Source organism: Mycobacterium marinum, assembly GCF_003391395.1.
GTDB classification, from domain to species: Bacteria; Actinomycetota; Actinomycetes; order Mycobacteriales; family Mycobacteriaceae; genus Mycobacterium; species Mycobacterium marinum.
Map to the genome: position 1 here is coordinate 4430428 of NZ_CP024190.1, position 11681 is coordinate 4442108.

At 65.4% G+C, this 11681-nt stretch carries 11 protein-coding genes; 3 read left to right on the plus strand and 8 right to left on the minus strand.

Annotated elements, in window-relative coordinates; genetic code table 11:
• The first annotated feature begins 85 nt into the window (after window positions 1–85).
• A complete protein-coding gene (locus CCUG20998_RS18500; RefSeq protein WP_020730278.1) occupies window positions 86–475 on the plus strand; it encodes an MmpS family transport accessory protein in 390 nt (129 codons plus the stop codon).
• Complete coding sequence (locus tag CCUG20998_RS18505) at window positions 472–3393, plus strand: MMPL/RND family transporter (RefSeq protein ID WP_020730277.1); 2922 nt, start codon at window positions 472–474, stop codon at window positions 3391–3393. The genes CCUG20998_RS18500 and CCUG20998_RS18505 overlap by 4 nt, the downstream gene beginning before the upstream one ends.
• A 35-nt stretch (window positions 3394–3428) precedes the next feature.
• On the opposite strand, the gene CCUG20998_RS18510 is transcribed toward CCUG20998_RS18505, so the two are convergent.
• Genes CCUG20998_RS18510 through nadD form a run of 5 tightly spaced genes read right to left on the minus strand, consistent with a single transcriptional unit; the run spans window position 3429 to window position 6757 of the window.
• Window positions 3429–4274: a DegV family protein gene (locus CCUG20998_RS18510; protein ID WP_020730276.1), complete on the minus strand. Its 846-nt coding sequence runs from the start codon at window positions 4272–4274 to the stop codon at window positions 3429–3431.
• 3 nt (window positions 4275–4277) lie between these two features.
• Window positions 4278–5033, minus strand: coding sequence for a diglucosylglycerate octanoyltransferase (gene octT, locus CCUG20998_RS18515; RefSeq protein ID WP_012395355.1), 756 nt, complete (start codon window positions 5031–5033; stop codon window positions 4278–4280).
• Complete coding sequence (gene gpgP / locus CCUG20998_RS18520) at window positions 5023–5697, minus strand: glucosyl-3-phosphoglycerate phosphatase (protein WP_012395356.1); 675 nt, start codon at window positions 5695–5697, stop codon at window positions 5023–5025. The genes octT and gpgP overlap by 11 nt, the downstream gene beginning before the upstream one ends.
• Window positions 5694–6083 (minus strand): ribosome silencing factor, encoded by a 390-nt coding sequence (gene rsfS, locus CCUG20998_RS18525; RefSeq protein ID WP_020730275.1) that lies wholly within the window; start codon window positions 6081–6083, stop codon window positions 5694–5696. The genes gpgP and rsfS overlap by 4 nt, the downstream gene beginning before the upstream one ends.
• Window positions 6080–6757, minus strand: a complete 678-nt coding sequence (nadD, locus tag CCUG20998_RS18530) for a nicotinate-nucleotide adenylyltransferase (protein ID WP_081435735.1) — start codon at window positions 6755–6757, stop codon at window positions 6080–6082. Before nadD ends, rsfS begins: the two co-directional genes overlap by 4 nt.
• Before the next feature lie 205 nt (window positions 6758–6962).
• On the opposite strand from nadD, the gene CCUG20998_RS18535 reads away from it, so the two are divergent.
• Complete coding sequence (locus tag CCUG20998_RS18535) at window positions 6963–8000, plus strand: class I SAM-dependent methyltransferase (protein ID WP_406682427.1); 1038 nt, start codon at window positions 6963–6965, stop codon at window positions 7998–8000.
• 10 nt (window positions 8001–8010) lie between these two features.
• On the opposite strand, the gene CCUG20998_RS18540 is transcribed toward CCUG20998_RS18535, so the two are convergent.
• Genes CCUG20998_RS18540 through CCUG20998_RS18550 form a run of 3 tightly spaced genes read right to left on the minus strand, consistent with a single transcriptional unit; the run spans window position 8011 to window position 11644 of the window.
• On the minus strand, window positions 8011–9450 hold the full coding sequence (locus CCUG20998_RS18540; RefSeq protein WP_020730273.1) for a vWA domain-containing protein: 1440 nt from the start codon (window positions 9448–9450) through the stop codon (window positions 8011–8013).
• Between the two features lie 13 nt (window positions 9451–9463).
• Window positions 9464–10339, minus strand: a complete 876-nt coding sequence (locus CCUG20998_RS18545) for an AAA family ATPase (RefSeq protein WP_020730272.1) — start codon at window positions 10337–10339, stop codon at window positions 9464–9466.
• 33 nt (window positions 10340–10372) lie between these two features.
• Window positions 10373–11644, minus strand: a complete 1272-nt coding sequence (locus CCUG20998_RS18550) for a glutamate-5-semialdehyde dehydrogenase (protein WP_036456246.1) — start codon at window positions 11642–11644, stop codon at window positions 10373–10375.
• Window positions 11645–11681: the final 37 nt, after the last annotated feature.

Consider the following 11681-nt stretch of genomic DNA (forward strand, 5'->3'; position numbering starts at 1 on the left):
GAGCTGCATCGGCGAGCGGAGGGGCGGTCGGGTGCCTACGATTCCTGTTACCAGCGTGCTCAAACGAGCCTGGATCCCCTTGCTGATGGTGGTGGTACTGGCCATCTCGGGCTTGGTGGTGTCACGCCTGCACAAGATATTCGGTTCTGAGGACCTCAACGCCAACGCCGGTGCCGGGATCGACATCGTGCAGTTCAACCCCAAGGTCGTCATCTATGAAATCTCCGGCCCCACCGGATCCACCGCCAACATCAACTTCTGGGACGCCGACGCCAACACACACCAGGTAAACGCGGCTCCCCTGCCGTGGTCGTTCACGATCTCGACGACGCTGCCCTCGGTGAGCGCGAACATTATGGCTCAAGGCGACGGTAGTCAGATCGGCTGCCGTATCACCGTGGATGGTGTGGTGCGGGAAGAGAAGTCGGCCGCCGGGGTCAATCCGCAGACCTTTTGCTTAGTGAAATCGGCATGAGCGAGTCCAACAGCGGCGCCAGTATCAGCACCGAGGACACCGGCCCGATCGAAATCCGCGCGGCCACCGGCGACGCACCCAACCGCGAGCGTGGCCACCGCCCGGTCATTCCGCACACCATCCGGATCCTTGCCGTGCCGATCATCCTGGGCTGGGTGCTGCTGACGGTCCTGGTCAACGTGGTCGTCCCGTCGCTCGAGGTGGTCAGCGAACAACATTCCGCGCCGATGACCCCGATGGACGCGCCGTCGATGAAGGCGATGATGCGGCTGGGACACAACTTCCGGGAATTCGATTCCAACAGCACGGTCATGATCGTCCTGGAGGGCCAGCACAAGCTCGGCGATGACGCGCACCAGTACTACGACAGCCTGATTCGCCAGCTGCGCCAGGACCCCGAGCACATACAGCACATCCAGGATTTCTGGGGCGACCGGCTGACCGCCGCGGGGGCCCAAAGCGCCGATGGCAAAAGCGCCTACGTGATGGTGAACCTGGCCGGAAACCAGGGCACGACCCTAGCCAATGAATCGGTCGAAGCCGTGCGTGACGTCATCAACCGAACGCACGAACCCGCCGGGGTCAAGGCATATGTCACCGGGCCCGCCGCGCTCAGCGACGACATGCACCTGATCGGCAACGCCAGCTTGGCCAAGATCACCATGTTCACCCTGGGCGCCATCGCGGTGATGTTGCTGCTGGTCTACCGCTCCATCGTCACCACCGTGATCCAGCTGTTCATGACCGGAATCGCATTGGCCTCCTCGCGGGGAGTGGTGGCGGTATTGGGCTACCACAACGTATTCGGGCTCACCACGTTTGCCGCGAACATTCTGACGATGCTGGCGATCGCCGCCGGGACCGACTACGGGATCTTTCTGGTCGGCCGCTACCAAGAGGCGCGCCAAGCGGGCGAGGACCGAGAAGACGCCTACTACACAACCTTTCGTGGGGTGGCCCCGGTGGTCTTGGGATCCGGCCTGACCATCGCCGGTGCCACCTACTGTCTGAGTTTCGCGCGGCTGCCCTGGTTCAACACGATGGGCGCACCCGTGGCAATCGGGATGTTGGTCGTCGTGTTGGCCGGGCTGACACTGGGTCCCGCAGTGGTATTCGTGGGCAGCCGATTCCACCTATTCGAATCCAAGCGGGCCGCCAATAGAGGCCGGCTGTGGCGGCGGGTCGGCACCGCGGTGGTGCGTTGGCCCGCACCGATTCTGGCGCTGAGCGGCGCGATCGTTCTGGTCGGCATGGTCGCCCTGCCCGGTTTCAAGACCAGCTACAACGACCGCTACTACCTACCGGCCTCGGCGCCGTCCAATCTCGGCGAGGCGGCTGCCGACCGGCACTTTTCGCACGCCCGGATGAACCCCGACATGTTGATGATCGAGGCCGAACACGACATGCGAAACCCGGCGGACATGCTTGTCCTGGACAAAGTGGCCAAAAACGTCATCCGCACCGTGGGCATCGCCATGATCCAGGACATCACCAGGCCGCTGGGCATCCCGATCCAGCACAGCTCCATACCGTTTCAGAACAGCATGCAAAGCCAGACGATGATGCAGAACATGGCGTTCCTGAAAGAGCGGATGGCCGACATGACCAAGATGGCCGACGAGATGCAGGTCCTGATCGACACCACAGAACGCATGTACGCCGTCATGCGCGAGCTCGACACCACCACGACCGACATGGCGCGCGTCACCGCCGAAACCTCGACCATCACCGACGAGCTGCGAGACCACCTCGCCGAGTTCGATGACTTCTGGCGACCGATGCGGTCCTACTTCTACTGGGAAAAACACTGTTTCGACGTTCCGATCTGCTGGTCGTTCAGATCGCTGTTCGACTCTCTGGACGGGATCGACAAGCTTTCCGAGAAGTTCTCCGAACTCACCGAAGACATACAGCACACGGCCGGTCTCACGTCACAGATGCTGACTTTGATTCCCCCGATGATCGCCACCATGAAGACGACCAAAGCGCTGACGCTGACCATGCAGTCCACGTTCTCGGCGATGCTCGACCAGATGGACGAACTCAGCAACACCGCTATCGTCATGGGCCAGAGTTTCGACGCTTCCAAGAACGATGACTTCTTCTACCTGCCTCCGGAAGCCTTCGACAACCCGGACTTCCAGACGGGGCTTCGGATGTTCTTGTCTCCGGACGGAAAATCGGCCCGGTTTTTCATTACCCACCAGGGCGATCCGATGACCCCGGAGGGAATTTCGCGGGTCGACGCGGAACGCACAGCGGCGCAGGAGGGCCTGAAGCAATCGTCGCTCTCGGATGCCAAGGTCTATCTGGGCGGAACCGCCGCCACCTTCAAAGACATGGCCGACGGCGAAAAGTACGACCTGATGATCGCGGTGGTATCTGCGCTGACACTGATCTTCTTGATCATGTTGCTGCTCACCCGAAGCGTCGTCGCCGCCCTGGTGATCGTCGGCACCGCAGCCAGCTCGATCGCCGCGTCATTCGGTCTGTCCGTGCTCATTTGGCAGGATTTGTTCGGCATCAAGATCCACTGGATCGTGGCCGCGCTGTCGGTCATCATCCTGCTGGCCGTCGGGTCGGACTACAACCTGTTGCTGGTCTCGCGGTTCCGCGAAGAAATCCACGCCGGACTCAAGACCGGGATCATCCGGTCCATGGCCGGAACCGGTGGGGTGGTGACCGCCGCAGGTCTGGTGTTCGCCTTCACCATGGCGTCCATGCTGGGCAGCGATCTGCGGGTGCTCGGACAGTTCGGGTCCACGGTGTGCATCGGCCTACTGCTGGACACGCTGATCGTGCGCACCCTGCTGATGCCATCGATCGCGACGTTGCTGGGCCGCTGGTTCTGGTGGCCGCAGGTTGTGCACCCGCGCGGTGACAATGCCCGGCCCAGGGTCGCGGCGCCAACTCACTGAAAACCGCGCCCTGTCCGAACAACTCGGTGTTTGGGCTACCCTCGCGGCGAAGCAGCGCCGACTTGCACGCAAACCGCGACCGCTTCGGCGCCGACGTGCAACGCCAGCACCGGCCCCAGTGGGGTCACCAGCGCCGGCTCACATGCCGGAAGGCGGCGGCCCAGTTCCGCCGCGACGCTGTTGGCGCCCTCCACATTGGCGACATGATGCACGGCCAAGAGCGCAGGTTCGCGCCCGACCACTTCACATACTCGGTCAACCAGCGCCGCCATTGCATGCTTGACGGTGCGAACCCGTTGGGCTAGCACGAGTTTTCCGTCCTCAACCCGCAACAGCGGCTTGAGGGCCAATGCAGTGCCCAGCCATGCCTTGGCACCGCCGATTCGTCCGCTGCGGCGCAAGTTGTCCAGCCGGTGGACGACGACGAACGCGTGCGTCCGGCTCGCGGCGGCATCGGCAGCGCGCCCAACGGATTCGAGATCTTCTCCGGCCGCAGCGGCCCGCGCCGCCGCGAGCGCGACGAACCCGGTTCCCATCGCGGCCGACTTCGAGTCGATGACGCGCACGTCGGGCCCCAGATCCGCCGCGGCCAGTTTGGCGGCGCGGTAGGTTCCCGACAGTCCCGCCGAAATATGCACCGCCACTACCCCATCACCGGCACTATCGGCCAGCGCTGCGCGATAGGCGGCACGCAGCTCGGCCGGGGTGGCCGCGGCAGTGGTGGCATGACACTTGTGAATATCGTCGGGGACCTCATCCACACCGTCACGCAGGTCGACGCCGTCGAGCAGGATATGCAGCGGGACCTCGCGTATCGCCCACCGTTCTCGGATATCGGCGGGCAGGCGCGCCGATGTATCCGTGACCACCACAACGGCCATGGATTAGCTGCGCGGCTTCTCGCTGGGCACCCCGGCTTCGGCCAGCGCCTTGAGCATCAGCTCCGCGACCCCCTGGTGAGCCTCGAAATTCCAGTGGATGCCGTCCGGGTTGCCGCGCCCGCTCATGATCTCTTCGGCAACTGCGGCTTTGAGATCTACCAGCGGGACATCGTGGCGCTGTGCCCATCGTGTTATCGCGGACACGGTGCCGGGGCGGCCGTGATGCGCCTTGCCGTAGGTCTCGGCGATGTGCACTGACGGTAGGGACGCCACAACGGGAATGCCCGGGCGGTTGAAATCGATTGCGCTACGCGTCTGTTCGAGGTATTCAGCGCTCAGATCCGCCGGCAGGGCCGAGCGAGCCACCGGTGACAGCCGTGGCTGCACCCAGGCGTACCCGTCGCGCACCCACCGTCGCAACCACGGTGGACGCACATAGCGAATGAGCTCGCGCAACGCCGTCGGCAACACCGAGGGCAGTGAGTCCATCCCGCTGGTGGCAAAGATCACCGCGCCGGCTCGGGGTAGCGCCGCCCACGACCGCGGATCCTGGGTGGCCGCCCACCAGACGTCGCGGCATGTCCAGCCGATCCGCCCGATCAGTTCCAGATCCCACCCTAGTTGTGCTGCAACGATATTCGGCCATATGCGGGGATCGTCGGCGGGCAGTCCGCCGGTCGGACCGTAGTAGGACAGCGAGTCGGCGAAAACCAGCAGCAGGGGCCGTTGGCTGGGGCTTGCCCCGCGCTCAGAGGACATCGTTGGCGACCTGCGCCGAAGCGTTCCACACGTCCAGACGCCACCGGATCGCGTCGAAATCGCTGCCGGCAGCGTCGGAATGGCCGGACAGCTGCACCCAGCTGGCGTTGCCCATGCCCCCCAACGCGGGCCAGTTGGAAACCGGCAGCCTCAGCAGCGCGGCCGACAACGCAGCGATCAGACCGCCATGTGCGACGAGCACCACCGGGCGGTCCGCCTGGGTGGGGCCGCCCCATTCCGGCTCGGCGGAGACCAGCTCGGTGACCAACGGCACACTGCGCGCGGCCACATCGATTCTGCTTTCCCCGCCGTGCGGAGCCCACTCGGCATTTTCGCGCCATGCCAGCCGGGCGCCTGGCGCCTCGGCGTCAATCTGGGTGTGGGTCAGTCCCTGCCAATCACCGAGGTGGGTCTCACGCAGCCGGGGGTCCACCCGCACCTGCTGGCCGGTGCGCTCCCCCAGCCTGGTCGCGGTGTCGTACGCGCGCCGCAGATCCGACGAGACGATCAGCAGCGGCTGCAGTTTGCCCAGCACCTCTGCGGCGGCCACGGCCTGGGCGCGGCCCAGGTCGCTTAGATCGGTGTCCAGTTGCCCCTGCATCCGGCTACCCAGGTTGTAGTCGGTCTGCCCATGCCGCAACATCACCAGCCGGCGCACGGTCATGGCGCCTCCGCCGGGTCATCGGAGCGCTCCGCCAAGTCCACCGCCACCACCGGGCAGTCGGCCCACAACCGGTCGAGTGCGTAAAAGCTGCGGTCATCCTGATGCTGGACGTGGACCACGATGTCGCGATAGTCCAACAACGTCCAGCGGCCCTCGCGGGCCCCCTCGCGGCGCGCCAACTTATAGCCGGCTCGGCGCATCTTCTCCTCGACCTCGTCGACGATGGCGTTGACCTGGCGCTCGTTGGACGCCGAAGCAATCACGAAGCAGTCGGTGATGACCAGCTGTCCGGACACGTCGATGACCAGCACGTCGTCGGCCAGTTTGGCCGACGCAGCGCCGGCAGCCACCGTCGCCATGTCGATGGCTTCCTGAGTAGCGCTCATGTGTTGTTCCCCGCGGGCAGAATGGTCGTGGTGTCCAGGGTCTCGCCGCCCCCCGAGTCCGGTGGCGTGCGGTAGAGCCTGCGTTTTGAGACATACTGCACGACGCCGTCGGGCATCAGGTACCACAGGGGGCGACCATGCGCGGCGCGCCGACGGCAATCCGTCGATGAGATCGCCAGCGCCGGGATCTCCACCAGGGACAAGGCGTCCTCGGCGAGCCCGTCCAGCGCGGCGGTGACATGGTCGTGGCGCAGTTCGTAGCCCGGCCGACTCACTCCGACGAACCGCGCCGACTCAAACATCTGCTCCCAGCCCTGCCAGGACATGATCGAGGCCAGGGCGTCGGCACCGGTGATGAAGTACAGCTCCGCAGCCGGGTTGAGGGCATGCAGATCCCGCAGCGTGTCCTTGGTGTAGGTAGGACCGCCCCGGTCGATGTCGACCCGGCTGACCGAAAAGCGAGGGTTGGAAGCGGTCGCGATGACCGTCATCAGATAGCGGTCTTCGGCAGGCGAAACACGCCGTCCCTTCTGCCACGGCTGTCCGCTGGGCACGAACACGACCTCGTCGAGTTCGTAGCGGTCGGCTACCTCACTGGCGGCGACCAGGTGACCGTAATGGATGGGATCGAAAGTCCCACCCATGACACCTAGCCTGCGACGGTGCTTTTGCACGGTTTGCCAGCTTACTTGAGCGCACGGCGCCGCTCAGATCGTGCGGGAACCGGCCCGGACGGGGCAAACGACAGGCACTGGGCCGCTGATCCGCCTGGCCCAGCCCGGACCTGCGGGAGCCGCTTCGCGTTTTGCAAATCATGAGCCTTTGAGCAATGGCGCCGCATCGAGCCGCCCGGTCAGGTAAAAGGGGTCTGTGGAAAACATGCCGCTGGGCTCCGTGGACTCCCAGCAGTCGCTGAAAAATTCGATGACCCGGCGGTTTTATAGCCGATCGGAGGTCACCGGCAAGATCACGCTGCCGGCGGTGCCGGCCATGATCGACGAGTACGTGAAGATGTGCGATGGCATGTTCGCCGATGTGGGACGAAAGTTCTCCGAGGAGGAGCTTGCCCATCTGCGTTCGGTGCTCGAAGGCCAGTTGGCTCAGGCCTACTCGGCCTCGCCCCGTTCCAGCATCATCATCTCGTTCAACGCGCCCGTCGGCCCAACGCTGAACTACGAGGTCAATGCGCGCTGGTGGACCGTGGAGGCCGCCTACGAAAACTGGATCGACACCCGCAAGCCCCCGCTGTTCGGTACCGAACCCGACGCTCGGGTGTGGGCGCTGGCTAACGAGGCGGCCGATCCCAGCACGCATCGGGTGCTCGAGATCGGTGCGGGGACCGGGCGCAATGCCCTTGCCCTGGCGCGACGGGGGCATCCGGTCGACGTCGTGGAACTGACGCCGAAATTCGCCGAGATGATCCGGGCCGACGCCGAGAAGGAGGGCCTCGACGTACGCGTCATCGTGCGCGACGTCTTCACCACCATTGCGGACCTGCGGCGCGATTATCAGCTGATCGTGCTCTCGGAGGTGGTGTCGGACTTTCGGACCACCCAGCAGTTACGCGAGCTCTTCGAACTAGCCGCGCAATGCCTTGCTCCCGGTGCGCGCTTGGTCTTCAACGCCTTCCTGGCCTGCGGCGGCTACACGCCGGACCAAGCGGCGCGCGAGTTCGGCCAACAGGCCTACACGACCATTTTCACCCGGCACGAGCTATCGGTTGCGGCGGCCGGACTACCCGTCGAACTCATCGCTGACGACTCCGTGTACGACTACGAGAAGGCGCATCTGCCGTCCGACGCCTGGCCTCCCACCAGCTGGTACGCCGACTGGGTCAGCGGCCTCGACGTGTTTCCGGTGGCCCGCGAGATGAGCCCGATCGAGCTGCGCTGGCTGGTCTTTCGCAAGACGCACTGAAGTGCCCCGGTCACACCGGCAGTAGTTCGTCGATCACGGTGGCCAGCTGCTTTGCCGATCGGCATTCGTGCATCGCGATGACCTCCTGATAGCGCGGCACCGCCGAGTCTCCGCTGCCCCACAGGTGTTGGGGCTCGGGGTTGAGCCAGTGCGCGTGCCTACTCGCGGTCACCATGTCGGCCAACACGTCGGTGGCCGGATTCCGGTAGTTGGTGCGACCGTCCCCGAGCACCAGAAGCGAGCTGCGCGGGGACAGCACGTTGGGGAAACCCTGCATGAAAGAGACAAACGCGTTGCCGTAGTCGGAATGGCCGTCTCGGCTGTAAACCCCGGCCTCCCTGGTGATCCGCTGGATCGCCACAGCCAAGTCAGCATCCGGCCCGAACATGTGCGTCACTTCGTCGGTGGTGTCGATGAACGCAAAGACCCGAACCCGCGAAAACTGTTGGCGTAGCGCATGTACCAACAGCAACGTGAAGTGACTGAACCCCGCCACCGAACCGGAGACGTCGCACAGCACAACCAGTTCCGGGCGCGCCGGGCGCGGCTTGCGCAACACCACGTCGATCGGCACCCCACCGGTGGACATCGATTTGCGCAGCGTCTTGCGCAGATCGATGGAGCCCGCCCGAGCGCGGCGCCGCCGAGCCGCCAACCGGGTCGCCAGCGTGCGCGCCAGTGGGGCAACCACCCGGCGCATCTGACGCAGTTGCTCACCGGAGGCTCGCAGGAACTCGACATTTTCGGAAAGCTGCGGAATGCCGTACATCTGGACGTGGTCACGCCCAAGCTGCTCGGCGGTGCGCCGCTTGGTCTCCGCGTCGACCATCTTGCGGAGCTGAGAAACCCTCTGCGCTGCAATCGCTTTAGCGATCTGCTCTTGGGTGGGGGTGGGCTCGTCACCATAGGGGGCGAGCAGGCCGGCCAACAGCTTGCCCTCGAGTTCGTCCAGCGCCATCGCCTTGAGCGCCTGATACGACGAGAACGACGGCCCCCGGCTGGAGCTGTACTTGCCGTAGGTCTCCACGATCCGCGCAATCATCCCCACCAGCCGCTGGTCCATGTCGGCCAGATCCGGGTTGTCGGTGAGCAAATCCAGCAGCATCTGCCGCATCGCCTCGACGTCGTCGGGCGGCAAGCCCTCGGACTGCCCGGCTTGCTCCTCGGTGATGACCGCCCGCGCGCCCAGGGCGGCCGGGAACCACAGGTCGAACATGGCGTCGTAGGTGTCGCGGTGGTCGGGCCGGCGCAGCACCGCACAAGCGATGCCCTCGCGCAGCACCTCACGATCCTCGAACCCAAGGGCCGCCATCACTCGGCCGGCGTCCACCGTCTCCGAGGGGCCCACCGAAATTCCGCTGCCGCGAAGCGCTTCCACGAAGCCAACCAGATGGCCGGGCAACCCGTGCGGGGCGAGCGGGTAGCTAGGTCGGATACGGCGAGTGGCCATCAGCGCAATCCCCTCAGTTCAACCGGAGTTCCCCGGTTGCGCGTTGCTGATCGGACTGATGTTTGAGCACCACACCGAGGGTGGCAGCAACGACGGCATCGTCGATGGTGTCCAGCCCCAGCGCCAGCACGGTGCGGCCCCAATCGATGGTCTCGGCAACCGACGGCAGCTTCTTGAGCTGCATCCCGCGCAGGACCCCGATGATGCGCACCAGCTCCTCCGCGATGTGCTCGGGCAGCTCGGGAACCCGCGACAACAGAATCCGGCGTTCCATTTCGGGAGTCGGAAAGTCGATGTGCAGGAATAGGCAGCGCCGCTTGAGCGCCTCGGACAGCTCTCGGGTGGCGTTGGAGGTCAGCAGCACGAACGGCGCCCGGGTTGCGGTCAGCGTGCCCAGCTCGGGGACCGTGACCGCAAAGTCGGACAGCACCTCCAGCAGCAGGCCTTCAATCTCGATGTCGGCCTTGTCGGTTTCATCGATCAGCAGCACCGTCGGTTCGGTGCGCCGAATAGCGGTCAGCAGCGGGCGCTGCAGCAAGAATTCCTCGCTGAAGACGTCATCCTTTGTCGCCTCCCAGTCACCCGAGCCGGCCTGGATGCGCAGGATTTGTTTGGCGTGGTTCCACTCGTACAACGCGCGGGCCTCGTCCACGCCCTCGTAGCACTGCAGCCGGACCAGCCCGGAGCCGGTGGCTTGCGCGACGGCGCGGGCCAGTTCGGTCTTGCCCACCCCGGCGGGGCCTTCTACCAGCAGCGGCTTGCCGAGCCGGTCGGCGAGAAAGACCGCGGTCGCGGTGGCGGTGTCCGGCAGATAGCCGGTCTGCGCCAACCTGCGTGAGACATCGGCGATGTCGGCGAACAGCGGTACGGACCGTGCTGGCACGCTCACAATGGTTCTCCTTACAGGTCCTAACGGTGGCCGTCAGGCCGGACGCGTGTGACCCTCACCCCACACGATCCACTTGGTCGAGGTCAGTTCCGGCAAGCCCATCGGACCGCGGGCGTGCAGCTTCTGAGTCGAGATACCGATCTCGGCGCCGAAGCCGAACTGCTCACCGTCGGTGAAGGCCGTCGATGCGTTGACCATCACCGCAGCGGCATCAATCCGCTCGGTAAACCGTTGGGCCGCAGCAAGATTAGTGGTCACGATGGCCTCGGTGTGACCGGTGCCGTACTCGTTGATGTGGGCAATGGCGCCGTCCACACCGTCCACCACCGCCACCGCGATCTCCATCGCCAGGTATTCACGACGCAGGTCCTGCTCATCCGCATCGAGATGCACGGTGACACCGGCGTCCTGCAGGGCGCCAATCAGCCGGGGCATGGCATGCTCGGCGATCGCCGCGTCGACCAACAGCGTCTCGGCCGCGTTGCAGACGCTGGGTCGGCGGGTCTTGGAGTTGAGCAGGATTCGTTCGGCGACGTCGAGGTCGGCGGCTTCATGCACGTAGACATGGCAGTTGCCGACGCCGGTCTCGATGGTGGGAACCTGCGCATCACGCACCACCGCGTCGATCAGGCCCGCACCGCCACGCGGAATCGCCACGTCGACCAGGCCGCGGGCCTGGATGAGATGGGTGACCGTGGACCGGTCGGCGCTGGAGAGCAGCTGGACCGCGTCGGCGGGCAGCTGCTCGCTGTCGAGGGCCGACCGCAACACGTTGACCAGGGCTTCGTTGGACCGTGCCGCCGACGAACTGCCGCGCAGCAACGCCGCGTTACCCGACTTGAGTGTGAGTCCGAAAGCATCCACGGTGACGTTCGGACGCCCCTCGTAGATCATGCCGACCACCCCGAGCGGGACACGCTGCTGGCGCAGCTGCAGACCGTTGGGCAAGGTGTAGCCGCGCAGCACTTCGCCAACCGGGTCGGGCAGGCCCGCGACCTGACGCAGGCCCGCGGCGATCCCATCGACCCGTTGCGGGTTGAGGGCCAGCCGGTCGAGCATCGCGGCGGGGGTATCGGCGGCCCGTGCCGCGTCGAGGTCTTCGGCGTTGGCCGACAGAATCTGGTCGACGTGGGCCAATATCGCATCGGCGGCCGCATGCAGCGCGCGGTCTTTGACCCCGGTCGGCACCACGGCCAACAGTCGAGCGGCGACCCGCGCCCGGCGCGCGGCGTCATGCACCTCTTGGCGCAAGTCCGGCTCGCGCTGCTGGGCCGCTGCACTCCTGGGTGCTGCTTGCAGAGTCATTACCCCAGGGTAACGGGCGTTAGCCGGACGAGTAAGA

What these genes read in the sequence shown, in the direction of transcription:
- rsfS (WP_020730275.1), bottom strand. Translation starts at nt 6,083, where the DNA reads ATGAGCGCTACTCAGGAAGCCATCGACATGGCGACGGTGGCTGCCGGC.
- CCUG20998_RS18510 (WP_020730276.1), bottom strand. Translation starts at nt 4,274, where the DNA reads ATGGCCGTTGTGGTGGTCACGGATACATCGGCGCGCCTGCCCGCCGAT.
- CCUG20998_RS18540 (WP_020730273.1), bottom strand. Translation starts at nt 9,450, where the DNA reads ATGGCCACTCGCCGTATCCGACCTAGCTACCCGCTCGCCCCGCACGGG.
- gpgP (WP_012395356.1), bottom strand. Translation starts at nt 5,697, where the DNA reads ATGACCGTGCGCCGGCTGGTGATGTTGCGGCATGGGCAGACCGACTAC.
- CCUG20998_RS18535 (WP_406682427.1), top strand. Translation starts at nt 6,963, where the DNA reads ATGCCGCTGGGCTCCGTGGACTCCCAGCAGTCGCTGAAAAATTCGATG.
- CCUG20998_RS18500 (WP_020730278.1), top strand. Translation starts at nt 86, where the DNA reads ATGGTGGTGGTACTGGCCATCTCGGGCTTGGTGGTGTCACGCCTGCAC.
- CCUG20998_RS18505 (WP_020730277.1), top strand. Translation starts at nt 472, where the DNA reads ATGAGCGAGTCCAACAGCGGCGCCAGTATCAGCACCGAGGACACCGGC.
- CCUG20998_RS18550 (WP_036456246.1), bottom strand. Translation starts at nt 11,644, where the DNA reads ATGACTCTGCAAGCAGCACCCAGGAGTGCAGCGGCCCAGCAGCGCGAG.
- octT (WP_012395355.1), bottom strand. Translation starts at nt 5,033, where the DNA reads ATGTCCTCTGAGCGCGGGGCAAGCCCCAGCCAACGGCCCCTGCTGCTG.